This window comes from Mesorhizobium sp. M1273 (genome assembly GCF_040318195.1).
Lineage (GTDB): Bacteria > Pseudomonadota > Alphaproteobacteria > Rhizobiales > Rhizobiaceae > Mesorhizobium.
Window position 1 is genome coordinate 94,894 of the sequence record NZ_JAMYLV010000011.1, and the last position, 24,408, is coordinate 119,301.

Here is a 24,408-nt window from a genome sequence, read left to right on the forward strand (position 1 = left end):
ACTTTTCCTGGAATTGCTCTAGCCGCGCTTGAGCGGCTTGGCCTGCTTGAAAAAATCCTCCCAGGGATCGGCTTGCCCAAGCCGCTTCAGCGTCGTCTTGTCGCCGATCGGAAAGGCGTTCGGCGGCAATCCGGCCTCGATTTCCGCCCAGGTCACCGGCATTGATACCGTGGCGCCTTTTTTGGCGCGCGACGAATAGGGCGCGACCGTGGTCGCGCCACGGCCATTGCGCAGATAATCGACGAATATCCTGCCGGTGCGCGCCTTCTTAGACAGCGTCGCCGTGTAGCGGTCGGGTGCGGCTTGCTCGAGCGCTCGGGCGAACTCATGGGCGAAGCCTTTGACCTCGTCCCAGTCCGCCGACGGCTTCAGCGGGACGAGGACATGATAGCCCTTGCCGCCCGAGGTCTTGACGAAATTAGGCAGGGACAGTTCGTCGAGCCGGCTGCGGATATCGAGCGCCGCGGCACGCACCGCCTTCACGTCGACACCCTCGTCGGGATCGAGATCGAAGATGATCTGGTCTGGTTTTTCCAGCTCGTCCGTGGTCGAGCCCCAGATGTGGATCTCGACGACGCCGAGTTGAACGAGGGCCACGACACCGTCGAAATCGCGGATGAACAATATCTCCTCGCCGTCGGTGGGGTCCTTCATCACGGCGATCTTGTCGTGCATGCCGGCCGAGGCATGCTTCTGGAAGAACCGTTGGCCGCCAACACCGTCCGGCGCCCGCACGAGGCTGAGCGGCCGGTTGATGACGAATTGCTTCATGCGCGGCCAGACCAGCGCGTAGTGATCGACCAGATCCTGCTTCGATACGTTCTCCTGCGGCCACAGAAGCTTGTCGGGGCGGGACAGCGTAACCGAGGTTTTCGCCGCGCCGGCGGGTTCGGCGGGCTTTGGCCTCGGCTCGGCCGTGGCTGAGCGTGCTTTCGGTTTCTCCTGCACGACTTCCTCCGCCGGCTTGTCCTCGCGCAATCCCTGGAACGACGCGTGGCGTATTATACGGTCCGACGTCCAACTGCGAAACTCCACTTCGCCAACAAGTTCGGGCTTGACCCAGACCAGCCCCTTGCCCCTTGGCACCGCCCTGTCGAAGGGCGAGGTTGTCGTCTTCAGCGCATCAAGCCTCCTCTTCAGCTCGTTGGTGCTTTTGGCCGTGAAGCCGGTGCCGACGCGGCCGGCATAGCGCAGCTTGCCGCCCTCGTGATAGCCGACCAGCAGCGAGCGCAGGCCCCGCCCGGTCTTGTCCGACGGCATGTAGCCGCCGATGACGAATTCCTGGCGCGCCGTACATTTCGACTTCACCCAGGACGGGACACGGCCGCTGCGATAGGGCGCATCGGCGCGCTTGGAGACGACGCCTTCGAGCCCCAGCCGGCAAGCATGCTCCAGCATGATCTTGCCGGGCTCGGCAAAGTGGTCGCTGAAGCGCACGGCCTGATCCTCGGCCTGTCCGGCGAGCAAAGTGCGCAGCCTTTCCTTGCGCTCGACCAGCGGCTCTGAACGGATATCCTCACCGTTGAGACGCAACAGGTCGAAAACGTAGTAGATGAAACGATCCGTACGGCCCGCCGACAGATCTTGCTGCAGCAGCGAGAATGACGACACGCCATTATGCGCCAGCACGACGATTTCGCCGTCGATGATAGCATCGGTGCATTTCAGGCCGCCAAGTGCCGCGACAATTGCGCCACCGAATTTGTCGGTCCAGTCGAGGCCGGCGCGTGTCAAAAGCCGCACCTCGGTGCCGGCAAGCTGCGCCTGCATGCGATAGCCGTCGAACTTCACCTCATGTAGCCAGTCCTTGCCGGGCGGGGCGTCCCGCTCCAGCGTTGCGAGCGCCGGTTCGATGAATTCCAGCCGCCTTGCCGCGACGGCCTTCGCTTTGCTGGCGGCCGGCCTGTCGGACTGCCAGACGCTTGGCTTCTTGCCGTCGGCGGTCTTGCCTTCGCCGACCTCTTCGATGGTCAGGCCGGATTTCACCGATTGCGGCGCCTCCTGCAAAATGTCCTCGCCCGGACGCGCGGCGGCATCGTCGGATTTGATCAGCAACCAGTTGTCACGCTTTTCGCCCGGACGCGGCTTCAGCCGCACCAGATGCCAGGCGCCATGCAATTTGCGGCCATACAGTTCGAAACTGATATGGCCTTTCTTCATCGCCCTTGCCGGTTCGCCATCGGGGACCCAAGTTCCCTCGTCCCAGACAATGACCGAGCCGCCGCCATATTGGTCCTTCGGGATAGTGCCTTCAAACGGCGCATAGTCGATCGGGTGGTCCTCGACGTGCACGGCGAGCCGCTTTTCGTGCGGGTCGAGGCTCGGGCCTCGCGTCACGGCCCAGCTCCACAGCACGCCACCATGCTCGAGACGAAGGTCGTAGTGGAGCCTGGTGGCGGCATGCTTGTGGATGACGAAGATGCCACCCGCCACGGCTTTCTTGCCGCGCGAAACCTTGCCGGCTGGTTCGGCCGTCTTCTTGAAATTGCGCTTGGCGTGATACTGCTCGAGGCTGGCCATGGGCGGATCCTAAGCAGATTTGCGCCGGGCGGCTTTGGACTTGGCGCCTTTTCCCGGGCGTCCGGTCTTTGCCGGCGCACCGGCTTCCGACGAAAGGCTCTTCTTCAGCGCATCGAAGAGGTTGACGACGTTGGAGGGCCGTGGTTCCGCCTTGGCCTTCGGTGCCTTCTTGCCGGCCTTCTTGGCGCGGACCAGCTCGATCAGGGCATTTTCGTATTTGTCCTCGAATTCGGAAGGATCGAACGCCGCCTGTTTCTCATCGACGATGTGTTCGGCCAGCCTGATCATCTCGGCGTCGGTCTTCACCGTCTTGATGTCGCCGAACACTATCTCGGGCCTGCGAACCGTATCGCCATAGCGCAAGGTCGTCAGCAGCAGACCCTTGCCCAACGGCTCGATGACCACCGGACGTTCGCGGCGATAGAGCACAATGCGGGCTAGCCCCGCCGTCTTCTTGGCGGCCATGGCGTCGCGGATGACGGCGAAGGCCTCTTCCGAGACCTCGTCCGCAGGCGTCACATAATAGGGCGCGTCGAGATAGATCTGTTGGATCGAGGATTTTTCGATGAAACCATCGAGGCTCATCGTGTGCGAGGATTCGATCTGCACGGCTTCGATCTCCTCCTCCTCGATTTGGACGAAGTCGCCGTCGCCGATTTCGTAGCCCTTGATCTCGTCGCCTTCATCGAGCGGCTTGCCGCTTGCCGAATCGACATAGACGCGCTTGACGGTATTGCCGGTCTTGCGGTTGAGCACGCGGAATGAGACTTTCTCCGCCTGGGTGACGACATTGGTCAGTTCGACGGCGCAAGTGACCAGCGAAAGCTTGAGATACCCTCTCCAGGCCGGGCGCGGCGCCATGACAAACTCCCTGCACGACAATGTTCAACCGAGAACGGGCAAAGTCCGTTCCGGTTCCGGCGGCGCAAAAGGCAAGTCCGGGCTTTCAACCCAGCCTTGCCTTGTTCTCGCTCACTGCGCTACTCGGCGGCTTGCAGGTTGACCTTGCTTTCCGCTATCTCGGTAAGCTTGCGGTCGGTTGCCTGCTCCTCCTTGAGGTTGTTGGCCAACACATTGGCGCAGTCGCTGCGGCCCAGTTGCTTGGCCCAAGCAATCAGGGTGCCGTAACGGGTCATCTCATAATGCTCGACCGCCTGGGCGGAGGCGATCAGCGCAGCGTCGAGGACCTCCTTGTCGGCGATGTCGCCGCTGACGTCGTCGGCTTCTTCGAGAATGCCGTCGATGGCTGGGCAGTCGACCTGCTTGGCCTTCACGCCGTGCAGTTCGAACACCTGCTCGACACGCTGGATATGACCCTTGGTCTGAGCGAGATGTTTCTCAAAGCCGGCTTTCAGCTGCGGATCACTCGCCTTGTCGATCATCTTCGGCAGCGATTTCTCGATCTGTTTTTCAGCGTAATAGATGTCGCGCAGCGTGTGCACGAAGAGGTCGTCGAGGGTTTTGATATCCTTCGAAAAGAAACCCATGGCCTTTGCCTTTCCATTGCTCTTGCGGTTTCGGATTTTTTGGCTGCGGCCCACCCGAGCACCACAGCCTGCGGAGCCGGTTCGTCCCGGCACTGGGAAATCAACGTGCGGCTGACGGGCCGGTTCCTGGTTTTCCGGCCGCGTGCACGGAAATTTCGCGGTCCGGCAAAACCTGAAACAAAACCGCGCCTCTGCGACATTCAGGCGAAACATATGTGATGCAAAAGTCACACTGGACGAAATGCCGACGGACTGCATGGAAACACCGCGAATCAGCCGCATTCCAGCCATGAACAAAGGCATTTTCGACCAGAGATTAACATCGCGTTCACCGACTATTCACGCCTGGACGCTATGATCCCCGCAATTCGGAAGGGACATCCGAAGCGGGACAGGGACCGAGTAAAATGAGCTTCTGGAATCAAATCGCCGGCTATGCCGCCGCCATCCGCGAATTCGTCGCTCCGACCTATCGGCCTGAGCGCTATTATATGCGCGGCCCAGGTCCCGCCTGCGCGCGCCGTGGCAACACGCTTGGGATCAGCGTGCACTGATGATGACCACGGAGAGCCGTCACGACAGCCGTATCTGCCGGCCCGACGCCGACAACCGGTCAACGACCTATCGCGCCGAGCGCCCTGCGCTGACCGACAGACGGCGTGCGACAACGCCCGGCCTCTAGCATTCCGGGCTTTGATCCAGCCGCCGGCAGGCCTAGTGTCGCCTGACACCAGCTGCCGGGCGTCACGTGACCGTCAAGCCGAACCATTCTCCTGAGCCGCCGGAATTCGGTGCAAGTCGCCCGTTGATCGTGTTCGACGGTGTTTGCGTGTTGTGCTCGGGCTTCGTGCGCATGGTGGTGAAGCTCGACCGCAAGGGCCACTTCCATTTCGTAACGGCGCAGTCACCGTTCGGCGAGGTGCTGTTCAAGAAATACGGGCTGCGGACGGATCGCTACGAGACCAATCTCGTCATCGTCGATGGCGCCGCTTTCACCCGCCTGGACAGTTTCGTTGCCGTCATGGCCGAACTCGGCTGGCCGTGTCGGTCGGCGCGGATCCTGCTGCTGTTGCCGCGCCCGCTTCGCGACTGGCTCTACGGCCGCATCGCAAAGAACCGCTACGCCCTGTTCGGCAAGAAAGACAATTGCGAAATCCCTTCCGCCGAGGTGAGGGCAAGATTGATCGGCTAGATTCGTTGCCGTGGCCGGGAGCGGGCGGGGCATTTTGGGGGAACTGTTGGGGGAACTGCGGATGAAGGTTCTTGTCGTCGGCGGCTATGGCACCTTTGGCGGTTGCACTGTCGAGCTTTTGGAGGGCGAGCCGCATCTGATCCTCTTTGTCGCCGGGCGCTCGCTCGCCAAGGCTGACGCGTATTGCAAGAAGCGCGCCCCGACAGCAGCCCAGCTGGTGCCGGCACTGTTCGACCGTGACGGCGATCTCGCCGCGCAACTCGCTGCATTAGAGCCTGATATTGTAGTCGACGCGAGCGGTCCGTTCCAGGCCTATGGCGAGGGACGCTATCGCCTGATCGAGGGCTGCATCGCCCGGCGCATCAACTATCTCGATCTAGCCGACGGCTCGGATTTCGTCGCCGGTGTCTCTGCGCTCGACGAGGCGGCGCGAAACGCCGGCGTCTTCGTGCTGTCCGGCGTGTCGAGCTTTCCGGTGCTGACGGCGGCAGTGGTGCGTCGCCTGTCTTCGGACCTGACGCGGGTCGACGGCATTCGCGGCGGCATCGCGCCGTCGCCCTTTGCCGGAGTCGGCGAGAACGTCATTCGGGCTATCGCCGGTTACGCCGGTCAGCCGATGCGGCTTGTTCGTAATGGCCGTCCCGAACAAGGCCATCCGTTCACAGAGCAATTGCGCTACTCCGTCGCGCCGCCGGGCCGGCTGCCGCTTCGAAACACGCTGTTCTCGCTGGTCGACGTTCCGGACCTGCGCGCTCTGGCCAAGCTTTGGCCGGAGACGAAGACCATCTGGATGGGCGCCGGGCCGGTTCCCGAGACGCTGCACCGCGCCCTGATCGGCCTCGCCTGGCTTGTACGCGCCGGATTGATCGGTTCGCTTTCGCCACTGGCGCCGCTGATGCATCAGGCAACGAACCGGCTGCGCTGGGGCGAGCATCGCGGCGGCATGTTCGTCGAGGTGGAGGGATCGGACCGGGCGGGCGCCATCGTCAAGCGCTCGTGGCATCTCGTGGCCGAGGGCAATGATGGGCCGCTGATCCCGTCGATGGCGGTCGAAGCGCTGGTCCGCAAAGCGCTGGCCGGACATCAGCCCGCGCCGGGCGCACGGGCGGCGATGCGCGATTTGGAGCTCCGGGATTATGAAGCCCTGTTCGCCGGGCGGACAATCTACACCGGCTTCAGGAACGGGGCGGCGGACGAGGACAAGCCGCTTTATGCCGAGCTGCTCGGTGCCGCCTGGCAAGGCCTTCCCGAGGCAATTCGGTCAATGCATGACCGTACGATCACGGCCGCAGGCCGCGCGCGCGTCGAACGCGGGCGCAATGTTCTTGGCCGGCTAATGGCCTGGACGGTCGGCTTCCCCGGGGCAAGCGAGGACATCCCGGTTCATGTCCGCTTCGACACCGACAAGGACGGCGAGACCTGGACCCGGACATTCGGCAAGCACAGTTTTTCGAGCCTACAGTCCGCAGGCCGGGGTCGATCGCAGCGCTTGCTGTGCGAACGCTTCGGCCCGCTGACCTTCGCGATGGCGCTGGTTGCAGCAGACGGCCGGCTGGCGCTGGTCTTGCGCCGCTGGAGTTTTTTTGGCCTGCCGCTTCCGATGTGGCTCGGTCCACGCTCGACTTCCTACGAAACGGTGAAGGATGGCCGCTTCCGCTTCCATGTTGAGATCTCGCATCCGCTTGCCGGCATGATCGTCCGCTACCGCGGCTGGCTGGAGCCCTCCGGCCCGCACGGCTCCAGCGAGATCGTGCCGCCTGCCAGCTTGGCCAATTCGCGACAGTCCTGCGCCGTGCACAGCGTCCAGCCCTGACCCGTTGCGCCCGAGGCGGCGAGCGCGAGGCGCCGCTGTGGCCCGACCTTGGGCGCATAGACCCACCAGCCGTTTCTCAGCACCGAGCCTTGCGGCGGCTCCATCCCGGCGCCCGATCCCTTGATGCGGGCCTCGACCAATTGCAGGCCGGACGGCAGCACCTTCCAGTCTTCCTGCCACTGGGTCTTCTCCACCGAATGCACCCAGGAGAGCGTGAAGGCAGCGACCGCGAGCGTCACCGTCTTGCCGGCCGCGACGATGCAGAGGCTCATGCTGAATTAGCCAGCGAAGCCTGCCGCGCGCGCCAGCAGTGCCAGCCGATCCAGGCAAGGGATAGCGCCCAGCCCGCCTCGTCGGTGAGCGGCAGCGCCGCAACCAGCAGCACGCCGGCGGCGAAGGCGACGAGGCGTTCCCACCAGGCCATGCGCCGCGCGAGAAATCCGACGGCCGCGGCGCCCCACAGGACGATACCCATGCAGGCTTTGATGACGATATAGGCGACCTCGACGGGATAGCCGAACTGGGCGGCGATCGGGCCGGGGTCCTGCAGCATCAGCGCCGGGGTATAGACCGCCATGAACGGCACAACGAAGCCGGCAATGGCAAGCTTGGTGGCCTGGACGCCGATCTTGAGGCCGCTTTCCTTGGCCATGGGCGCGGCGGCGAAGGCGGCCAGCGCCACAGGCGGGGTGAGATCGGCCATGATGCCGAAATAGAAGACGAACATATGGCTGACCACCAACGGCACGCCGAGCGACAGCAGCGCTGGCCCGGCCAGCGACGAAGTGATGATGTAGTTGGGAATGGTCGGTATGCCCATGCCGAGCACCAGGCAGGTGAGCATGGTCAAAAGCAGCGACAGGAACAGATTGTTCTCGCCGATCGAGATGATCCAGCCGATGAAGGTCGAGGCGATGCCGGTAAGCGTCAACGTGCCGATGACGATGCCGACAATGGCGCAGGCAATGCCGACCGGCAGCGCGTTCTTTGCTCCTTCGGCAAGCGAATCCACGCATATGCGCAGCGTCTCGCGCCCGCCCTTGAAGGTGAGGCAGGCGGCGACCAGCACGGCGATGACCAGGCTGAGGATGTTGACGCCGAATTTCATGAAGGAAGCCGCGGCAAGCCCGAGCGCCAGCCAGAAGACGATGCGGAAGGCGAGCGGCCCGATCGATGCTGCCAGCGGCGTGCCGAGGATAAGCACAATGCTCAACGCCAGGCCCATGGTGCCGGCGAACACCGGTGTGTAGCCGGCAAACAGCAGGTAGATCAGTGCTGCGAGAGGCAGTACCAGCGGCCAATGTTGTCTCACCGCATCCCACGGGTTGGGCAGGTCGGCCTTGGCCATGCCGTGCAGGCCGGCCTTGCCGGCTTCCAGGTGCACCTGCCAGAAACAGGCGCCGAAATAGAGCAGCGCCGGAATGATCGCCGCCTTGACCACAGCGGCATAGGGGATGTTCAGGGTCTCGGCCATGATAAAGGCAACCGCTCCCATCACCGGCGGCATGATCTGACCGCCCATCGACGAGGTCGCCTCGACGGCGCCGGCGAAAGCCGAGCGGAAACCGAAGCGCTTCATCAGCGGGATGGTGAACTGGCCGCTGGCCACCACATTGGCGACGCCGGAGCCGGAAATGGTGCCCATCAGCGCCGAGGACAGCACGCAGACTTGCGCCGGGCCGCCGCGCCATGAGCCGACCAGGCCAAGCGCAAAATCGTTGAACAGCGCGATCATGCCGGCGCGCTCAAGAAAGGCGGCGAAAACGACGAAGATGAAGATGTAGGCGGCCGAGACATAGATCGGCGTGCCGTAGATGCCTTCGGTACCGTAGGCGAAGGTGTCGACGAGCTGGGCGAAATCATAGCCGCGATGGATGAACGGCGGTGGCAGATGATTGCCGGCGAATGCGTAGGCGAGAAAGATGAAGGCAATGACGGCAAGCGGCAGCCCCATCAACCGCCGCGCCGCCTCGAAGACCAGCACGACCAGCACCGCGCCGACGATCAGGTCAGGCGTGGTGAGAAAGCCGGAGCGGCGGATGAGGTCGGCATAGAACACCCAATTGTACAGACCGGTGGCGAAACCAAGCAGGCCGAGCGTCCAGAACACTGCTTTCGCCGGGACGCTTTTGGCGCGCAGATTGGCGATTAGGGCAAAGCCGAGCAGCAGCAGGAAGCCGACATGCATGGCGCGTATGACCTGGCTCGGTAGGCTGCCGTAGGCGGCGATGTAGATTTGGAAGATGGAGAAGGCGATGGCGATAAAAAAAGCCGCCTTGCCAGCGATGCCTTCGCCGAAGCCAGGCGGCAATCCTTCGACAGGAGCTTCCGCTGTGGGGGAAAGAACGGTCGGGGTTGCGGTCATTAGCGGGGTTCCTGGCGGGGCGCTCCCCTCCCCGAGGGAGGTGCGAGCGAAGCTAGGCGGGTGGGGTCGGTGCGGCAGTGTACGGCCTCAACCGACCCTACCGGTCCATTCGCCTTCGGCAGCTGTTCACCTTTTCCTCAAGGGGGAGGGATGGCTCCTTACTTCACCAATCCCTTTTCCTTGTAATACCTCTCGGCGCCTGGATGCAGCGGCACTGGCATGCCGTCGAGCGCCTTGGCCGGGTCGATCGCCTTGGCGGCGGCGTGGGCAGCGGTGAGCTGGTCGAGATGCTCGAACAGCAGTTTTGTCATCTGGTAGGCGGTCTCGTCGGAGACATCGGCGCTGGTGATCAGGAAATTGCCGACGGCGGCGGTCGCAACATCCTCGGTCTGGCCCTCGTAGGTGCCCTTGGGGATGACCACGGAAAGATAGGGCGAGCCGATCTTGGCGACGTCCTCCGCCGGCACGGCAACGATGTTTACCGGCAATGAGGTGGCGAGGTCACGGATCGACGCGACCCCAAGGCCAGCCGACTGAAGCGTGGCGTCGAGCTGTCGGTTCTTGATCAGCTCCACCGATTCGGCGAAGGGCAGATATTCGATCCGCCCGAGGTCTTCGTATTTCAGCCCGGCAGCGGCAAATATCGTGCGGGCGTTGAGCTCGGTGCCTGAGGCCGGCGCGCCGACCGAAAGGCTCTTGCCCTTGAGATCGGCGAGCGTCTTGATGCCGGATTCCTTGCTGGCGACGATCTGGATGTAGTTGGGATAGATGGCGGCAATGCCGCGCAGCTTGTCGAGCTTGCCTGGGAAGCCTGCTTCAGTATTGCCTTCGGCGGCCAGCTTGACGGAATCACCGAGCGCAAAGGCGATCTCGCCCTTGCCCTGCTGAAGCAGGTTGAGGTTTTCGACCGACGCTTTCGTCGCCTGCACCTGAGTACGCGCGCCTTCGATGCCCTTGCCGTAGATTTCCGACAGCGCGACGCCGAGCGGATAGTAGACGCCGGACGTGCCGCCGGTCAGCACGTTGATGAATTCCTGTGCCTTGACCGATACCGCGCCAAGGCCAAGCGACAGCGCCAGCACGCCGGCTGCAACAAATTTCGTTCTGAAATTGAGCATGCGATTTCCTCCCTGAAAATTCGCCGCCGTGCCCTCCTCGGCGGCACGAAGCGAGTTTAGACAGCGGGCGGGAAATGCCAACCCGCAATAGCAGCGATTAGACGAACGGCTAAGCAGTGCCGCAACACGTTGGCGCTTGCGCGAGGTCGCATTGCGGCAGAAAGATTTTTCCAGCGCTTGTCGAAATCCGGCAGGGCCGCGCGACATAAGTCCGGCTCGCAACGATGCGGCCTTCGAGAAACGGGAGAAGACCATGCGATACATGCTTTTGATCTATGGAAACGAAGCGGGGATGGCAGCCGCGCCACCAGATGCGGTGACACAGATGTCGAGCGCGTACGTCGCCTACACCGAAGCGCTGAAGAAATCCGGCGCCTGGCTCGCCGGCGACCGGCTGAAGCCGACGCAATCCGCTACCTCGGTGCGGATGGCCAATGGCAAGACCAACGTGCTCGACGGCCCCTATGCCGACACCAAGGAGCAGCTTGCCGGCTTCTATATGATCGAAGCGGAGGACGTCGACGCCGCCATCGCCTGGGCGGCGCGCTGCCCGGGCGCCAGCACCGGCACGGTAGAGGTGCGGCCGATCTGGGAACTCACCATGTGATGCCGGAATTGCCCGATACTGCGCGGGCGGCGGCGGAAGCGGCCGCCCGGCAAAGCTACGGCAAGCTGGTCGCTTATCTCGCCGCACGCACGCGCGACGTGGCCGCTGCCGAGGACGCATTGGCCGATGCCTTTGCAGCGGCGCTCGAGCGTTGGCCACAGGCGGGCGTGCCCGACAAGCCGGAAGCCTGGCTGCTGGCGGTGGCACGCAAGCGCCGCGTCGACGCGATCAGACGGCGGCTGACACGCGAGGCGGGCCGCGACCACCTCAGACTGATCGCCGAGGAGATGGAGGCGCGCATGGCCGAGGAAGACCTGCCGGACGAGCGGCTCAGGCTCATGTTTGCCTGCGCCCATCCCGCGATTGAGGCCGGCGTGCGAGCACCGCTGATCCTGCAGACGGTCCTGGGCTTCGACGCAGCGACCATCGCCTCGGCTTTTCTTGTCTCGCCAGCCACGATGAGCCAGCGCCTGGTGCGCGCCAAGACGCGAATTCGCGAGACAGGCATTCCGTTCCGCGTGCCGGAGCGGGCCGAGCTCGGCGAGCGGCTGGGCACCGTTCTGGAAGCGATCTACGCGGCGTTTGCCGAAGGTTGGTCCGACCCGGCCGGCACCGAAACGCGGCGCCGCAATCTCGCGACCGAAGGCATCTGGCTCGGCCGTTTGATCGCCTCGCTGATGCCGGATGAGCCGGAAGCACTCGGCCTGCTGGCGCTGATGCTGTTCGCCGAGGCGCGGCGTGCAGCCCGGCGCAATGCGGCGGGTGACTATGTGCCGCTGGCCGAGCAGGATCTTGCATTGTGGGACGATACCCTGATCGATGAAGCGGAGGCGCTGCTCGGGCGCGCGGCCGCCGAGGGTGTTGTCGGCCGCTACCAGCTCGAGGCCGCCGTGCAATCCGCCCATACGACACGGCGGCTGACCGGTTGTACCGACTGGGTCGCGATCAAGGAGCTCTACGACGCGCTGTCGGTGATTGCCGGCTCGCCGGTGGTGTCGATCAACCGTGCGGTGGCGATTGCCGAGGCCGAAGGTGCTTCACAAGGATTGGGCGCGCTTGATCAACTCAGCGGCGACAAGCGGCTGTATGACTATCAACCTTACTGGGCCGCCCGCGCGGGCCTGCTGGCCAGACTCGGCAAAGTTCCACAAGCGAGCGAGGCCTATGACCGGGCTATCGGCCTCGAACGAGATCCGGCCGTCCGCCGGTTCCTGCAGGAACGACGGGCAGGGCTCGGCCGCGCGGAAAGACACTGAGACAAGGCGGAGTGCTTAGGCCGGCCACATGTCGTGGGAAGCATTCAGCCTCTTCATCACCCGATGTTCCCGCAAATTGGCCCACAGGCGTTCGATGTTCGGCCAAGCGGTTGGAACCTTCGCGACCTCCGGATGCCAGGCCACCAGCATGACGAGATAGATGTCGGCCAGCGAGAGTTGGTCGCCGGCCAGCCAGTCGCGGCCGTCGAGGGCGGCATCGAGAATGGCGAGGCTGCGATCCATTTCCGAGACCGCCGCCTGTTTGACAGCGTCCACGCCCCGGGGATCGGTCGTGTAGCGATGAGCGTAGAAGAACCGCAGGTCAGCCGAATAGATGACGGAGGACATGAAAAACATCCAGCGCAGGAAGTCGGCGCGGTCAGCCGAACTTGCTGCGGGCGCCAGTCCTGCTTCGGGGTGGCGCTCGGCCAGCAGGATGCAGATCGCCGCCGATTCGGTCATCGAGCGTCCGTCCGGCAAGATCAGGACCGGCACCTGGTTCAAGGGGCTGATATCAAGAAAGGCCTGGTCGGGTCGGCCCTTCGGAACGTCGATCTGGTCGAAAGGCACGCCCGCCAAAGCGAGCGCCGCCTCGACGACAAAGCCGCCGGTATTGGCACGCGTATAGAGCTTGTACATAAAGTCCTCCACCTGCCGGGCAGCGACGATTGATACGGAAGTGACCCGCCGCTCAAGCGAACGACGCCCGCCACAGGTGGTTTTTCAGCGGTCCACGCCGACGCGTGATACTGAGTATTTGATGTCGGAGGGCATCGCGAAGGATCGCTACTGACCGGTCAAAAACGCTCGTGTCTAAGCGCCCAATCCCTCGAACAGGATCGTCGAGAGATAGCGCTCGGCGAAGGAGGGGATGACGACGACGAGGTTCTTGCCCTTGTTCTCGGGCCGCGAGCCGACGACGATCGCCGCTTGCAGGGCGGCCCCCGACGAGATGCCGACCGGCACACCTTCGAGCCGAGCGACGAGCCGTGCATTGGCAACCGAATCCTCGTTCGAGACCTTGACGATCTCGTCATAGATCGTCGTGTCGAGGATTTTTGGCGCGAAGCCGGCGCCAATGCCCTGGATCTTGTGCGGGCCTGGCTGGCCGCCCGACAGCACCGGCGAGGCTTCCGGTTCGACGGCGACGACATGCACCGAGGGCTTGCGCTTCTTCAGCACCTGGCCGACGCCGGTGATGGTGCCGCCGGTCCCGATGCCGGCAACGAAGATATCGACTTCGCCATGGGTGTCGTTCCAGATTTCCTCGGCCGTGGTGCGGCGATGGATTTCCGGATTGGCCGGGTTTTCGAATTGCTGCGGAATGACAGCGTCGGGCAGCGTTGCCGCCAGCTCGTCCGCCTTGGCGATGGCGCCCTTCATGCCTTTCGGCCCTTCGGTCAGCACCAGTTCGGCACCGAGCAGAGCCAGCATCTTGCGGCGTTCGACGGACATGGTTTCCGGCATGGTCAGGATCAGCTTGTAGCCCTTGGCAGCGGCGGCAAAGGCGAGCGCGATGCCGGTATTGCCCGAGGTCGGCTCGATCAGGGTGGTCTTGCCGGGCGTAATCCTGCCGGAAGCCTCCAGTGCCTCGATCATCGACACGCCGATGCGGTCCTTGACCGAGGCGATCGGGTTGAAGAATTCGAGCTTGGCCAGCAGATTGGCGACGACACCCTTCTCCCTGGCGAATTTATCAAGCCGCACCAGCGGCGTGTCACCGATCGTCTCGGTGATCGAATTGTAGATGCGGCCGCGGCCGGGCACGTGTGTGGGGGTGGCGGGCTTGTTCATTGATTTCCTCCCAGAGGTAAAGCGGCAAGAGTCGCGCGGGCATAGGATAGAGCCATCCACCGCGCAAGATAGGCTGTCGATCGAAAAATATCCGAGTGAAGTTCGTGCTGAGTACCCCCGCCTTTGCAAGGGGTGGCAATCCTTGGGCGGATTGGCGAAAGAGATCTATTGGCGGGCGGCAATTGCCGCCGCCGCGCCGACCATAAAGCCGGCGGCGGTGCGGTTGAGTGCCCTCAGCGCCCGCGGCGACTTCAGGAACCAGCGCGCCTTGGCCGCCAGCGCCAGATAGGGCACCAGCACGACGAGCAGGACGACGATGGTGAGCGCGACGAGGATGCCGTAATCGGCCAGCGTGATCGTCTTCAGATCGACGATGGTCGGGGTGATGGCAAGATAGAAGATCATCGTCTTCGGATTGCCGAGCGTGACGGCAAGGCCGGCTACAAAGCTGGATGCCAAGCCGCCCTTGCCTTTCTTCGCCTCCACCGTTTCGGGCGTGATGCCGCTCGTCCAGAAACGCCAGCCAAGAAAGGCGAGGTAGGCGACGCCCAGCCATTTGATGGCCAGGAAGACCATGCCGAAAGTCTGTGCGACGAAAGCCAGGCCGAGCACCACGGCAGTGAGATAGGTCAGGTCACCGAGCATCAGCCCGAACGACATGGCCAGCGACGAGTGGAAGCCGGAACCCAGAGCACGCGCAACAAGCGCGGTGACGCCTGGGCCGGGGATGGCCGCGGCGATGCCGAGGGCAGCACTATAGGCGAGGAACCCGGTGAGTGTCATGATTGGCGCTTGTCGCACAATGTTGAAGTTGGGTGAATTCCCTCGGGCCGGATTCGATTGCGCCAGCGCAGCAGGCGACACCGCCGTTCAGGAGCGGCCGTCTTCGTAGGTAACGCGCCAGATGGTGCCGTTACCGTCCTCTGTGACGATCAGGGAGCCGTCCTTGGCCATCGCGACACCGACCGGGCGGCCCCAGACGGCGTCGTTCGAGATGACGAAGCCGGTCATGAAGTCCTCATATTCGCCTGTCGGCTTGCCATCCCTGAATTTGAGCCTCACCACCTTGTAGCCGGTCCTAGCGCCACGGTTCCACGAACCATGCATGGCGACGAAGGCGTCACCCTGATAATCCGCCGGGAAGTTCTTGCCGTCGTAGAAGGCTATATTCATCGGCGCCGAATGCGCCTGCATCAATACATCGGGGACAGTGGCCTTGCCGGCGAGGTCTGGCCGCTCGCCCTGATGGCGCGGATCCTCGTTATTGCCGATGTAGTACCAAGGCCAACCATAGAATCCGCCGTCCTTGACCGCCGTTGCAAATTCGAACGGCACATTGTCGCCGAGTTCGTCGCGCTCATTGACGACGCACCACAATGCGCCGGTGGCGGGCTGCACGGTCATGCCCGTACAGTTGCGCAGGCCGGTGGCGACAGTTCGCGGATTTTTCCCATCCGGGTCAAAGGCGAGCACATCGGCACGGCCGTCCTCGGAGCCCCAGGCCGCCCCGAGCGGCTTTGATTTGGCCCAGGCGTCGAGGCCGCTATCCGGCTCCTTGCCTATATCCTCGGCTACGTTCGAGGCGGAGCCAACCGACAAATAAAGCGCTTTGCCGTCCTGCGAGAAGGCGATGTCGCGGGTCGTGTGACCACCCGACGGGATTTGGGCGACAATGGTTTCTGGTTTGCCGGATGTCTTCAGGTCGCCATCGCGATAGGGGAAGCGGACGATGCTGTCGCTGTTCGCGACATAAACCCATTGCGGTTTGTCTCCTGGCGGATAGAAGGCGATGCCGTAGGGATAATTGAGCCCCTTGGCGAAGATCGCTTTCTCGATGGGCCTGGCGCTGCCCTCGGCGAGACGATAGACGCGTATTTGGTCGGCATGGCTGTTGGCAACAAACAGGTCGCCATTCGGAGCGACGCGCACGACACGTGGATTGACGATGCCGGATACGATCATTTCAGCCGAAAAGCCCGACGGCAATTCTGGCTTGGCGCTTTCGGGCCGTTCCGCCACGCCGGCGCCGTTCGAAGCGGATTGGGCGGGGTCGGCTGCCGGCATGTCTCGCGGCCCAATCAGGCGTCGGACGCCAGGCCTGTCGGCGTGCCAATCGCCAAACGCGGCTTCGCCTTTGAGCACATTCTGGTCCGCCTGCTGGGCGGCTGCCGGTGTCGCAACAAGGAGGGCAGCGGCCAAGGCCGCAAAGCCGCCAGGTCGGATCATCAACGTCCTCCGGGATACGCCTCGAACAGGGGCAAACGGCATCAGGCATTGATCGTTCCAAGCGGCCGTCCAGCACACGAGGATTTGAAGCCGAACCCGTTCAGTTGCCAGAGGCGTAAAAGTCGTCGTCGAGGCGCTTTTCCAGCGCGACCAGATCGGCCGGCAGCGGTAAACCCATCGCCCGCATCTCTTGCAGCTTCTCGCGCAACTGCTCTTGTACCTCGTGCTGATCCTCTGGCTGGTTGATCATTTCTTCGAGCAGCAGACTGATCTGGGCCTTGAACGATTCCAGCGCCATTCTTTTCTCCTCCTTGCGGCAGGCCCGCGGCGGCTCCTAGCTCAGCATGCGCGAAATCAGCTGCGCCGTATAGTCGACCATCGGTACTATGCGCGCATAATTCAGCCGCGTCGGCCCGATGACGCCGAGCGCACCGACGACACGCGCGTCCTTGTCGCGATAGGGTGCCACCACCAGCGAGGAGCCAGACAGCGAAAACAGCTTGTTTTCCGAACCGATGAATATGCGCACGCCTGGGCCTGCCTCGGCGAGGTCGAGAAGCTGGATCAGCCCATCCTGCGTCTCCAGATCCTCAAACAGATGCCGCAGCAATTCTATGTCGGCCTGGGCAGTGACGTTTTCCAGGAGATTGGCGCGACCGCGCACGATAAGCCGCCCAGGCACGCCGCTTTCAGCGCCTGCCCAGACCGCCAGGCCCTTCTCGACCAGATCCTGCGACAGCGTGTCGAGGGCCGCCCTGGTCTCTTCCTTGATGCGGGCGATCTCGACCCGCGCCTCGGCCAGGGTGCGACCGCGGATATGGGAGTTGAGGAAGTTAGAGGCTTCGTGCAATTGCGAGATGGTGATGCCGGCGGGCAGATCGATGACGCGATTTTCGACGTCGCCGTTCTGCGAGACCAGCACGGCCAGCGCCTTGGTCGGCTCGAGCTGGATGAATTCGATGTGCTTAAGCGCCGCCTCATTCTTGGCGGCGAGCACGAGGCCGGCGCCGCGCGACATGCCGGACAGCATCTGGCTGGCCTCGGTCAGCATATGCTCCAGCGTCGCGCCCGAGCCGGAGGCGCGCACCTGGGCCTCGATGGTGCGGCGCTCCTCGTCGGAGAGGTCACCAAGTTCCATGAAAGCATCGACGAAGAAGCGCAGGCCTGCCTGGGTCGGCAGCCGGCCAGCCGAAATGTGCGGCGCATAGATCAGGCCGAGATGCTCAAGGTCGCTCATCACGTTGCGGATGGTGGCCGGCGACAGCGACGACGGCAGGATGCGCGACAGGCTGCGCGAACCGACCGGCTCGCCATCCCTCAAATAGGAATCGACGATGCGCCGGAAGATGTCGCGCGAACGCATGTCGAGCGATTGAAGCGCGGGCGATTGCAGCGCGTGCGACGGGAGCACGTGCGACTGCAAACCGGGATCGACTGCCTTTGTCATTTCGAGCCAAAACCTCCGCCCCGAAGATATAGACTTCCGCGGTGTCGGCGCAACCGGTCCATTTTCCTTTGCGCCTCACGCCCCGTGCGGCTACAAGCCGGCCAAGATTCCCCGGCCAAGATTCCGAAGAAAGAAAGAAGCCTGAATGCGCCCTTCCAAACGCCAATTCGACGAAATGCGCCCCATCTCCTTCGAGCGCGGCGTCTCCAAGCATGCGGAAGGCTCGTGCCTGGTGAAGTTCGGCGACACGCATGTGCTGTGTACGGCCAGCCTGGAGGAAAAGGTGCCGGGCTGGATGCGCAACTCCGGCAAGGGCTGGGTTACGGCGGAATACGGCATGCTGCCGCGTTCGACCGGCGAGCGCATGCGCCGCGAGGCTTCGTCCGGCAAACAAGGCGGCCGCACGCTGGAAATCCAGCGGCTGATCGGCCGCTCCCTGCGCGCCGTGGTCGATCTGCAGGCGCTCGGCGAGCAGCAGATCACCGTCGACTGCGACGTGATCCAGGCCGACGGCGGCACGCGCACCGCTTCGATCACCGGCGGCTGGGTGGCGCTCTACGACTGCCTGCGCTGGATGGAAGCCCGCCAGATGGCGAGCCTGAGCAAGGTGCTGAAGGATCACGTTGCGGCAATCTCCTGCGGAATCCATGATGGCCAGCCGGTCATCGACCTCGACTACATCGAGGATTCCTCGGCCGGCACCGACGCCAATTTCGTCATGACCGGCAAGGGCGGCATCGTCGAGATCCAAGGCACGGCCGAGGGCGAGCCGTTCTCGGAAGAGCAGTTCGCGGCGCTGATGGGGCTCGCCAAGAAAGGCATTCAGCGCCTGGTCAGCTTGCAGCAAATGGCGGTGGCTTAGCTGCGGTCAATATTGATGAGATTGGCGATCCTGTGACTCCTTCCGCAATCCTGGAATCAGCACTCTACGTGACCGACCTTGCTGCCGCGGAACGGTTCTATTCGGGCGTGCTCGGGCTCGATCTGCTCGGTAAGGTCGATGGCAGGCATCTCTTCTTCCGCTGCGGCGACGGCGTGCTGCTTATCTTCAATGCCGAGGCCACCAAAGTGCCGCCGCGGGCCGACGCCAAGCTGCCCGTGCCGCCGCATGGCGCGGTCGGCCAGGGCCATCTTTGCTTCGCCGCAAGCGCGGATGAAATCCCACGCTGGAAAGCGCATCTTGAGGCGAAGAAAATCGCCATCGAAAGCGAGTTCGAGTGGCCGCAAGGCGGCCGCTCGATCTATATTCGCGATCCCTCCGGCAATTCGATCGAATTCGCCGAGCCACGAATTTGGGGCATCTGATGCATTCGCCAACTATTCATTCGCTTGATGGGCATAAGATCATCGTCGCAAGCCACAACGCCGGCAAATTGCGAGAATTCGCCGATCTGATGGCGCCATTCGGCATTGAAGCGAAGTCCGCAAAGGAATACGGCCTGCCGGAACCGGACGAGACCGGCACCACTTTCGAGGAGAACGCCCTCATAAAAGCCTTGGCCGCCGCCAAGGCCACTGGATTGCCGGCGCTGTCGGACGATTCCGGCCTGTGTGTCGATGCGCTCGACGGCGCACCCGGCGTCTACACCGCCAACTGGGCTGAGACGCCGGACGGCTCCCGCGACTTCGGCATGGCCATGCAGCGCACGGAAGTGGCCTTGCAAGAAGTTGGCGCGATCACGCCTGCCCAGCGCAAGGGCCGCTTTGTCGCGGTCATCTGCCTGGCCTTCCCCGATGGCCAGGCGGAATATTTTCGCGGTGAGGTCGAGGGCACGCTGGTATGGCCGCCGCGCGGCGAGCTCGGCTTCGGCTACGATCCGGTGTTCTTGCCCGATGGGTCCGAGAAGACCTTCGGCGAGATGAGCGCGAAGGACAAGCATGGCTGGAAGCCCGGCCAGCCAACCGCATTGTCGCACCGTGCCCGCGCCTTCCAGAAATTCGCGCAAGCCCGATTGGCCGCCGTATGACCATGCTGCTCGACCGCAGGCCTGGTTTCGGCGTCTACGTCCACTGGCCGTTCTGCGCGGCCAAATGCCCGTATTGCGACTTCAACAGCCATGTCCGCCACCAGCCGGTCGATCAGGAGCGTTTTGCCCGCGCCTTCGAGGCCGAGCTGGCGACGATGCGCGGCCGCACCGGGCCGCGCGAGGTGACCAGTATCTTTCTTGGCGGCGGCACGCCATCGCTGATGAAACCGCAGACCGTGGCGGCGGTGCTGGATGCAGTGGCGAAGAACTGGACGGTGCCTGATGGCATCGAGGTGACACTGGAGGCCAATCCCTCCTCCGTCGAGGCCGAGCGCTTTCGCGGCTATCGCGCGGCCGGCGTCAACCGGGTATCGCTTGGCGTGCAGGCGCTGCACGACAAGGATCTGCGCTTCCTCGGCCGTTTGCACAATGTCGATGAGGCCCTGCATGCGATCGGCCTGGCGCGCGAGATATTCCCACGGCTGTCGTTCGACCTGATCTACGCGCGGCCCGGTCAGACGCCGGAAGCGTGGCAGGCGGAGCTCGAGCAGGCGATCGGCCACGCCGCAGACCATCTGTCGCTCTATCAGCTGACCATCGAGGAAGGCACGCCGTTCCATGCGCTGCATGCGGCAAGGAAGTTCATCATTCCAGACAATGAGCTTGCCGCCGATCTCTACGCGTTGACACAGGAGATCACCGCCGCGCGCGGACTGCCGGCCTACGAGATTTCCAACCATGCCAGGCCCGGCGCCGAAAGCCGGCACAATCTCACCTACTGGCGTTATGGCGAATATGTCGGCGTCGGTCCCGGCGCGCATGGCCGGTTCGTCGAAAATGGCCGGCGCGTGGTGACGATCGCCGAGAAAATGCCGGAGACTTGGGCCAATCTGGTCGAGGCCAAGGGCCATGGCGTTACCGGCGGCGAGATCCTGACGCGGTCGGAAGAGGCCGACGAGTTCCTGCTGATGGGGCTGAGGCTGGCGGAAGGCATCGACCTTTCCCGCTACGAGGCATTTTCAGGGCGCGGCCTGTCGACGGCACAGCTGTCGGTACTGCAGGACGAAGGCCTGGTGGCGCCGATCGGCAATGCGCGCCTGCGCGCCACGCCGGCCGGCATGATCGTGCTCGATGCGGTCGTGGCGGACTTGGCCAGATAGCACGTTGAAGAACGTTCTCTTCATCTGCAGCCAGAATCGCTTGCGCAGCCCGACGGCGGAGCAGGTGTTTTCCAAGCGGCGGGACATCGAGGTCGCTTCGGCCGGCACTAATCACGATGCCGACATTCCGTTGACGCATGAACTCGTCGCCTGGGCCGACATCATCTTCGTGATGGAAAAAACGCACCGCGCCAAACTGCAGCAGAATTCAAGACAAGCCTGAAAAAGGTTCGGGTAATCTGCCTCGATATTCCCGACGACTATGCATTCATGGACCCGGCTCTGGTGGGCCTGCTGGAGGCGCGTGTCTCGAAGTATCTGGGTTGAACGATACATCGCGGAGCATGCGCAACCGCGCTTCGAGAACTGTCTCGACCGATCGCTAAGGTTTGCGGGGTCAAGCCTCGTGCTTGTGGCGGTGTTTGGCGCGATCTTTTTCGCTGGTCTCTCCGGAACGGACCGGCTTGATCTCGCTTTTGTCGCGTGAGGCATGGTGCTGGTCGTCTGTGGAATGTGACGCTGCGCCATCGCGGGCGCTTTTTGTTTCGAGGCGGGTGATGAAAATGTCGAAGCGATTGGGCATCGTCCGGTCAGTGCTCCATCGTGCGGGCGGTTTCGTTTGCGGGCTTGCTCTCTGCCGATCGCTGGCGTGCAAGCGGCTTCTTGGCTCTGCCATCTGCGGCTTCGGCAGGCCGGCTCTTGTCGCATGGTGCGGCGAAGCGTTTGCGGCCGGCATAGTAGGGTTCGAAAACGTCCTGTATCGTCAGGCTGTCCATCCTGCTCCTCCCGAGATCAGGGGTAAAATTCGCCGGCAACGGTTTCGTTCCCTACTGTGGCGAAGGCATGGCGGCCGGTTCACGTCGGCATCCCTTTTGGAACCAGGGCCTTTGCAACCCAGGCTTTTGCAACCAAGCGTGAGCCGTGCCAAACAGGGTCGAACGGAGTTGTGCAGGTGACCGGCGAATCGGCCAAACGCAGTTATGTGGTCGGGCAGACCGAAATCGCCGCCCGGCCGCTCGAGCCGGCGCTCTACCTGGTGGCGACGCCTATCGGCAATCTCGCCGATATCACGCTGCGCGCGCTGGAAACGCTCGCCGCCGCCGATATCGTCGCTTGCGAGGACACACGTGTCAGCCGCGTGCTGCTCGACCGCTACGGCATCCGCCGCCGCACCACCGCCTACCACGAGCACAATGCCGGCGAGGCCGGACCGAAGCTGATCGCGGCGCTGCTGGCCGGCCAAAGCGTAGCGCTGATCTCGATGCCGGCACGCCGCTCATCTCCGACCCCGGCTACCGGCTGGTTGGTGAGGCGCTGGATCGCGGCATTCGTGTCGTGCCGATCCCCGGACCGTCGGCGCCACTTGCCGCGTTGACGGCATCCGGCCTGCCCTCGGACGCGTTTCTGTTTGCCGGCTTCCTGCCGGTGAAGACCGGGCAGCGGCTGACGCGGCTGGAAGCGCTGAAGGCGGTGCCGGCAACGTTGATCTTCTTCGAATCGCCGCGCCGGCTGGCCGAGACGCTCAGTGCCATGGTCGAGGTGCTGGGCGGTGCCCGCAAGGCGGCGATCGGCCGCGAGCTGACCAAGACTTTCGAGGAGATGCGGACCGGCACCCTGCAATCGCTCGCCAGCCATTATGCGGGAGCCGATACGCCCAAGGGTGAAATCGTCATCTGCGTCGGCCCGGCCGATGCGGTCGCTGATGAGCCAGAAGACATCGACCGGCTGCTGCTTTCGCTCGCCGCCGAGATGCCGGCCTCCAAGGCAGCGGCGGAAGCCGCCAAGATGACGGGTGGCCAGAAGCAGGCGCTCTATCGTCGGCTCCTCGACCTCAAAAATGCCGGAAGAGACGGGACCGGCGGAGACGGCGATGGCTGAACGGCCGAGCGCCAGCCGACAAAAGGCCTACCGGCGCGGCCATCACGGCGAATGGCTGGCGGCGGCGGCGCTGATGCTGAAAGGCTACCGAATTCTGGCCCGCCGCCACCGCACCAGGTTCGGCGAGATCGACCTGATCGCGCGGCGCGGCGATCTGGTGCTGATCGTCGAGGTCAAGGCGCGCCGCACGCTGATGGAGGCAATGGAAGCAGTCGGCCGTGAATCGGAGCGCCGCATCGAAGGCGCCGCCGATTTCTGGCTGTCGCGCCAATCCGACTACGGAAAATTATCGGTGCGCTTCGACATGGTGGCGGTGCTGCCGTGGCGCTGGCCGGTGCATGTCGAGAACGTTTTCTACGGGCGGAACTAGGCTATTCCCGAAGTGGGGCCGTTTTGCTGCGCCTGCGGTTCAGATCATGGTTTGCCGATCTGTCAAGCATCCGCCCAGCGCTGACTGGAACAAAAGCGTTCCTGCGTTGTTCCCCAATCGTCCTGATGTTCGACGGGCTGGTTCAAATGCCGGCCAGGGCAATCCTCGTGGCAGCTATGCGAGGACAAAGGGATGGCGAGGCAAATGGATCCCGACGATCTCAACCCGGTACGGATCGTCACCGTGTTCGGCGGAACCGGCTTTCTCGGGCGCAGGATCGTGAAGCGGCTCCTGGAAAGAGGTTTCACGGTGCGCGCTGCATCTCGCCATCCAGCTCGCGTGGCCCTGGTCTTTTCCTCGATTACAAGGATGCCCGAGGCAGTCGAGGCGGATATATTGGATGCGTCCTCGATCGGGTCGGCCATTACCGGATCACAGGCGGTCGTGAATGCTGTCAGTCTTTACATCGAGCACGGCGTCCAGACCTTTGAACGCGTGCATGTGAAAGCCGCGGCCGATCTGGCTGCCGCGTCGCGCGACCGCGCGATCGACCAGTTCGTCCTGATTTCAGGGATCGGCTCCGATCCTCAATCGGATTCGAATTACATAAGGGCGCGTGGGCGCGGAGAAGGTGCCGTGGAAAGCGCATTTCCCGGCGCTTTCATTGTGCGTCCCGCCGTCATGACAGGACCTGACGACGCTTTCCTCACGACCATTGTGAGGATGATACGCCTCCTGCCGGTCTATCCGCTGTTCGGCGATGGTGGCACACGGCTTCAGCCGGTCTATGTGGCAGACGTCGCCGAAGCAGTGAGCCGGCTGATCGACGGGCGAACCCACACGGGTTCATCCATATTCGAATTCGGTGGCCCGCGCATCTATACCTATAAGGAACTGCTTCGGGAGATCGCCCGACAACTCGATACGCACGTCAAGCTGATGCCGGTGCCGTTTGCGGTATGGAACGCCTTGGCTGGCGTCGCGGAACTCCTCCCGGCTGCCCCCATAACGCGCAACCAGATCGATCTTATGCGTCAGGACAATGTGGCAGCAATCGACGCGCCTGGCCTGAAGGAACTCGACATCGAGCCGCGGGATATCGACGAGGTGATCCGTGCGATCGAACAGCGCCGTGGCGTAGGCTCGCGCTCGTCTCCGCCTTAGGACGGCCCCCTGATGCTGGCGGGAACCTATCGCCGCGCGACAGG

General features: G+C 63.5%; 26 protein-coding genes and 2 pseudogenes. 15 read left to right on the plus strand and 13 right to left on the minus strand.

The features are described from left to right. Window positions 1-18: 18 nt before the first annotated feature. The 3 genes from ligD to NKH30_RS14390 all read right to left on the minus strand — a co-directional run bounded on the left by ligD (window position 19) and on the right by NKH30_RS14390 (window position 4,007). Window positions 19-2,520 carry a DNA ligase D gene (gene ligD, locus NKH30_RS14380; RefSeq protein ID WP_352995925.1) on the minus strand — a complete coding sequence of 834 codons (2,502 nt, stop codon included), beginning with the start codon at window positions 2,518-2,520 and terminating at the stop codon, window positions 19-21. A gap of 9 nt (window positions 2,521-2,529) precedes the next feature. Further along, window positions 2,530-3,381: a non-homologous end joining protein Ku gene (gene ku / locus NKH30_RS14385; protein WP_352539795.1), complete on the minus strand. Its 852-nt coding sequence runs from the start codon at window positions 3,379-3,381 to the stop codon at window positions 2,530-2,532. Between the two features lie 119 nt (window positions 3,382-3,500). Further along, complete coding sequence (locus NKH30_RS14390; RefSeq protein ID WP_352473615.1) at window positions 3,501-4,007, minus strand: YciE/YciF ferroxidase family protein; 507 nt, start codon at window positions 4,005-4,007, stop codon at window positions 3,501-3,503. A 407-nt stretch (window positions 4,008-4,414) separates the two neighbouring features. Between NKH30_RS14390 and NKH30_RS14395 the strand changes: the two genes are divergently transcribed. The 4 genes from NKH30_RS14395 to NKH30_RS14410 all read left to right on the plus strand — a co-directional run bounded on the left by NKH30_RS14395 (window position 4,415) and on the right by NKH30_RS14410 (window position 7,012). Then, window positions 4,415-4,561 carry a hypothetical protein gene (locus tag NKH30_RS14395; RefSeq protein WP_023718851.1) on the plus strand — a complete coding sequence of 49 codons (147 nt, stop codon included), beginning with the start codon at window positions 4,415-4,417 and terminating at the stop codon, window positions 4,559-4,561. Further along, complete coding sequence (locus NKH30_RS14400) at window positions 4,561-4,689, plus strand: hypothetical protein (RefSeq protein WP_352836993.1); 129 nt, start codon at window positions 4,561-4,563, stop codon at window positions 4,687-4,689. Before NKH30_RS14395 ends, NKH30_RS14400 begins: the two co-directional genes overlap by 1 nt. Window positions 4,690-4,755: 66 nt before the next feature. Next, complete coding sequence (locus tag NKH30_RS14405) at window positions 4,756-5,199, plus strand: thiol-disulfide oxidoreductase DCC family protein (RefSeq protein ID WP_352995927.1); 444 nt, start codon at window positions 4,756-4,758, stop codon at window positions 5,197-5,199. A 61-nt stretch (window positions 5,200-5,260) separates the two neighbouring features. Then, on the plus strand, window positions 5,261-7,012 hold the full coding sequence (locus tag NKH30_RS14410; RefSeq protein WP_352995929.1) for a saccharopine dehydrogenase family protein: 1,752 nt from the start codon (window positions 5,261-5,263) through the stop codon (window positions 7,010-7,012). Here the strand turns inward: NKH30_RS14410 and NKH30_RS14415 are convergent. The 3 genes from NKH30_RS14415 to NKH30_RS14425 all read right to left on the minus strand — a co-directional run bounded on the left by NKH30_RS14415 (window position 6,901) and on the right by NKH30_RS14425 (window position 10,495). Beyond that, window positions 6,901-7,284, minus strand: coding sequence for a DUF1850 domain-containing protein (locus NKH30_RS14415; RefSeq protein WP_352451865.1), 384 nt, complete (start codon window positions 7,282-7,284; stop codon window positions 6,901-6,903). The two genes, NKH30_RS14410 and NKH30_RS14415, sit on opposite strands and share 112 nt — an antisense overlap. Continuing rightward, window positions 7,281-9,377 (minus strand): TRAP transporter permease, encoded by a 2,097-nt coding sequence (locus NKH30_RS14420; protein ID WP_352995931.1) that lies wholly within the window; start codon window positions 9,375-9,377, stop codon window positions 7,281-7,283. The genes NKH30_RS14415 and NKH30_RS14420 overlap by 4 nt, the downstream gene beginning before the upstream one ends. Before the next feature lie 158 nt (window positions 9,378-9,535). Next, a complete protein-coding gene (locus NKH30_RS14425; protein ID WP_352539793.1) occupies window positions 9,536-10,495 on the minus strand; it encodes a TAXI family TRAP transporter solute-binding subunit in 960 nt (319 codons plus the stop codon). Window positions 10,496-10,748: 253 nt separating this feature from the next. Here NKH30_RS14425 and NKH30_RS14430 point away from each other — a divergent pair, with 253 nt between their 5' ends. Continuing rightward, on the plus strand, window positions 10,749-11,102 hold the full coding sequence (locus NKH30_RS14430; RefSeq protein WP_352614750.1) for a YciI family protein: 354 nt from the start codon (window positions 10,749-10,751) through the stop codon (window positions 11,100-11,102). Beyond that, the gene (locus NKH30_RS14435; protein WP_352614792.1) at window positions 11,102-12,358 is read left to right on the plus strand and encodes an RNA polymerase sigma factor; all 1,257 of its coding nucleotides are present in this window, start codon (window positions 11,102-11,104) and stop codon (window positions 12,356-12,358) included. The genes NKH30_RS14430 and NKH30_RS14435 overlap by 1 nt, the downstream gene beginning before the upstream one ends. A gap of 15 nt (window positions 12,359-12,373) precedes the next feature. Here the strand turns inward: NKH30_RS14435 and NKH30_RS14440 are convergent, their stop codons facing one another. The 6 genes from NKH30_RS14440 to hrcA all read right to left on the minus strand — a co-directional run bounded on the left by NKH30_RS14440 (window position 12,374) and on the right by hrcA (window position 17,825). Then, window positions 12,374-12,997 (minus strand): glutathione S-transferase family protein, encoded by a 624-nt coding sequence (locus tag NKH30_RS14440; protein WP_352539792.1) that lies wholly within the window; start codon window positions 12,995-12,997, stop codon window positions 12,374-12,376. Window positions 12,998-13,171: 174 nt separating this feature from the next. Then, window positions 13,172-14,152: a cysteine synthase A gene (gene cysK / locus NKH30_RS14445; protein ID WP_023718844.1), complete on the minus strand. Its 981-nt coding sequence runs from the start codon at window positions 14,150-14,152 to the stop codon at window positions 13,172-13,174. Between the two features lie 165 nt (window positions 14,153-14,317). Further along, complete coding sequence (locus NKH30_RS14450; RefSeq protein WP_352614746.1) at window positions 14,318-14,935, minus strand: LysE family translocator; 618 nt, start codon at window positions 14,933-14,935, stop codon at window positions 14,318-14,320. A gap of 87 nt (window positions 14,936-15,022) precedes the next feature. Next, complete coding sequence (locus NKH30_RS14455; protein ID WP_352614744.1) at window positions 15,023-16,378, minus strand: PQQ-dependent sugar dehydrogenase; 1,356 nt, start codon at window positions 16,376-16,378, stop codon at window positions 15,023-15,025. A 100-nt stretch (window positions 16,379-16,478) separates the two neighbouring features. Then, window positions 16,479-16,676, minus strand: coding sequence for a hypothetical protein (locus NKH30_RS14460; RefSeq protein ID WP_023678983.1), 198 nt, complete (start codon window positions 16,674-16,676; stop codon window positions 16,479-16,481). 36 nt (window positions 16,677-16,712) lie between these two features. Further along, entirely contained in the window at window positions 16,713-17,825 is a 1,113-nt protein-coding gene (gene hrcA / locus NKH30_RS14465; protein WP_502911469.1) for a heat-inducible transcriptional repressor HrcA, read from the minus strand. Window positions 17,826-17,970: 145 nt separating this feature from the next. Between hrcA and rph the strand changes: the two genes are divergently transcribed. From rph to NKH30_RS14490, 5 genes and pseudogenes are all read left to right on the plus strand, one after another. Beyond that, window positions 17,971-18,687, plus strand: coding sequence for a ribonuclease PH (rph, locus tag NKH30_RS14470; RefSeq protein ID WP_352684003.1), 717 nt, complete (start codon window positions 17,971-17,973; stop codon window positions 18,685-18,687). A gap of 32 nt (window positions 18,688-18,719) precedes the next feature. Beyond that, complete coding sequence (locus NKH30_RS14475) at window positions 18,720-19,130, plus strand: VOC family protein (protein ID WP_352473571.1); 411 nt, start codon at window positions 18,720-18,722, stop codon at window positions 19,128-19,130. Between the two features lie 14 nt (window positions 19,131-19,144). Further along, window positions 19,145-19,792 (plus strand): RdgB/HAM1 family non-canonical purine NTP pyrophosphatase, encoded by a 648-nt coding sequence (rdgB, locus tag NKH30_RS14480; protein WP_352771487.1) that lies wholly within the window; start codon window positions 19,145-19,147, stop codon window positions 19,790-19,792. Next, complete coding sequence (gene hemW / locus NKH30_RS14485; RefSeq protein ID WP_352771381.1) at window positions 19,789-20,952, plus strand: radical SAM family heme chaperone HemW; 1,164 nt, start codon at window positions 19,789-19,791, stop codon at window positions 20,950-20,952. Before rdgB ends, hemW begins: the two co-directional genes overlap by 4 nt. Window positions 20,953-20,956: 4 nt before the next feature. Continuing rightward, window positions 20,957-21,279: pseudogene (locus tag NKH30_RS14490) on the plus strand (low molecular weight protein tyrosine phosphatase family protein). Window positions 21,280-21,542: 263 nt separating this feature from the next. On the opposite strand, the gene NKH30_RS14495 reads toward NKH30_RS14490, so the two are convergent. Beyond that, window positions 21,543-21,728: a hypothetical protein gene (locus NKH30_RS14495; protein ID WP_352614740.1), complete on the minus strand. Its 186-nt coding sequence runs from the start codon at window positions 21,726-21,728 to the stop codon at window positions 21,543-21,545. Between the two features lie 260 nt (window positions 21,729-21,988). On the opposite strand from NKH30_RS14495, the pseudogene rsmI reads away from it, so the two are divergent. The 4 genes and pseudogenes from rsmI to NKH30_RS14510 all read left to right on the plus strand — a co-directional run. Continuing rightward, window positions 21,989-22,518 (plus strand): annotated as a pseudogene (rsmI, locus tag NKH30_RS33145) (16S rRNA (cytidine(1402)-2'-O)-methyltransferase); the annotation flags it as partial. A gap of 183 nt (window positions 22,519-22,701) precedes the next feature. Further along, window positions 22,702-22,830: a hypothetical protein gene (locus tag NKH30_RS33150; RefSeq protein WP_502911475.1), complete on the plus strand. Its 129-nt coding sequence runs from the start codon at window positions 22,702-22,704 to the stop codon at window positions 22,828-22,830. After that, entirely contained in the window at window positions 22,823-23,200 is a 378-nt protein-coding gene (locus NKH30_RS14505) for a YraN family protein (protein WP_352451879.1), read from the plus strand. The genes NKH30_RS33150 and NKH30_RS14505 overlap by 8 nt, the downstream gene beginning before the upstream one ends. 192 nt (window positions 23,201-23,392) lie before the next feature. Continuing rightward, complete coding sequence (locus NKH30_RS14510; RefSeq protein WP_352614734.1) at window positions 23,393-24,364, plus strand: complex I NDUFA9 subunit family protein; 972 nt, start codon at window positions 23,393-23,395, stop codon at window positions 24,362-24,364. Window positions 24,365-24,408 lie beyond the last annotated feature (44 nt).

What these genes read in the sequence shown, in the direction of transcription:
- ligD (WP_352995925.1), bottom strand. Translation starts at nt 2,520, where the DNA reads ATGGCCAGCCTCGAGCAGTATCACGCCAAGCGCAATTTCAAGAAGACG.
- ku (WP_352539795.1), bottom strand. Translation starts at nt 3,381, where the DNA reads ATGGCGCCGCGCCCGGCCTGGAGAGGGTATCTCAAGCTTTCGCTGGTC.
- NKH30_RS14390 (WP_352473615.1), bottom strand. Translation starts at nt 4,007, where the DNA reads ATGGGTTTCTTTTCGAAGGATATCAAAACCCTCGACGACCTCTTCGTG.
- NKH30_RS14395 (WP_023718851.1), top strand. Translation starts at nt 4,415, where the DNA reads ATGAGCTTCTGGAATCAAATCGCCGGCTATGCCGCCGCCATCCGCGAA.
- NKH30_RS14400 (WP_352836993.1), top strand. Translation starts at nt 4,561, where the DNA reads ATGATGACCACGGAGAGCCGTCACGACAGCCGTATCTGCCGGCCCGAC.
- NKH30_RS14410 (WP_352995929.1), top strand. Translation starts at nt 5,261, where the DNA reads ATGAAGGTTCTTGTCGTCGGCGGCTATGGCACCTTTGGCGGTTGCACT.
- NKH30_RS14415 (WP_352451865.1), bottom strand. Translation starts at nt 7,284, where the DNA reads ATGAGCCTCTGCATCGTCGCGGCCGGCAAGACGGTGACGCTCGCGGTC.
- NKH30_RS14420 (WP_352995931.1), bottom strand. Translation starts at nt 9,377, where the DNA reads ATGACCGCAACCCCGACCGTTCTTTCCCCCACAGCGGAAGCTCCTGTC.
- NKH30_RS14425 (WP_352539793.1), bottom strand. Translation starts at nt 10,495, where the DNA reads ATGCTCAATTTCAGAACGAAATTTGTTGCAGCCGGCGTGCTGGCGCTG.
- NKH30_RS14430 (WP_352614750.1), top strand. Translation starts at nt 10,749, where the DNA reads ATGCGATACATGCTTTTGATCTATGGAAACGAAGCGGGGATGGCAGCC.
- NKH30_RS14435 (WP_352614792.1), top strand. Translation starts at nt 11,102, where the DNA reads ATGCCGGAATTGCCCGATACTGCGCGGGCGGCGGCGGAAGCGGCCGCC.
- NKH30_RS14440 (WP_352539792.1), bottom strand. Translation starts at nt 12,997, where the DNA reads ATGTACAAGCTCTATACGCGTGCCAATACCGGCGGCTTTGTCGTCGAG.
- cysK (WP_023718844.1), bottom strand. Translation starts at nt 14,152, where the DNA reads ATGAACAAGCCCGCCACCCCCACACACGTGCCCGGCCGCGGCCGCATC.
- NKH30_RS14450 (WP_352614746.1), bottom strand. Translation starts at nt 14,935, where the DNA reads ATGACACTCACCGGGTTCCTCGCCTATAGTGCTGCCCTCGGCATCGCC.
- NKH30_RS14455 (WP_352614744.1), bottom strand. Translation starts at nt 16,378, where the DNA reads ATGATCCGACCTGGCGGCTTTGCGGCCTTGGCCGCTGCCCTCCTTGTT.
- NKH30_RS14460 (WP_023678983.1), bottom strand. Translation starts at nt 16,676, where the DNA reads ATGGCGCTGGAATCGTTCAAGGCCCAGATCAGTCTGCTGCTCGAAGAA.
- hrcA (WP_502911469.1), bottom strand. Translation starts at nt 17,825, where the DNA reads ATGACAAAGGCAGTCGATCCCGGTTTGCAGTCGCACGTGCTCCCGTCG.
- rph (WP_352684003.1), top strand. Translation starts at nt 17,971, where the DNA reads ATGCGCCCTTCCAAACGCCAATTCGACGAAATGCGCCCCATCTCCTTC.
- hemW (WP_352771381.1), top strand. Translation starts at nt 19,789, where the DNA reads ATGACCATGCTGCTCGACCGCAGGCCTGGTTTCGGCGTCTACGTCCAC.
- NKH30_RS14495 (WP_352614740.1), bottom strand. Translation starts at nt 21,728, where the DNA reads ATGGACAGCCTGACGATACAGGACGTTTTCGAACCCTACTATGCCGGC.
- NKH30_RS33150 (WP_502911475.1), top strand. Translation starts at nt 22,702, where the DNA reads ATGCCGGCCTCCAAGGCAGCGGCGGAAGCCGCCAAGATGACGGGTGGC.
- NKH30_RS14505 (WP_352451879.1), top strand. Translation starts at nt 22,823, where the DNA reads ATGGCTGAACGGCCGAGCGCCAGCCGACAAAAGGCCTACCGGCGCGGC.
- NKH30_RS14510 (WP_352614734.1), top strand. Translation starts at nt 23,393, where the DNA reads ATGGCGAGGCAAATGGATCCCGACGATCTCAACCCGGTACGGATCGTC.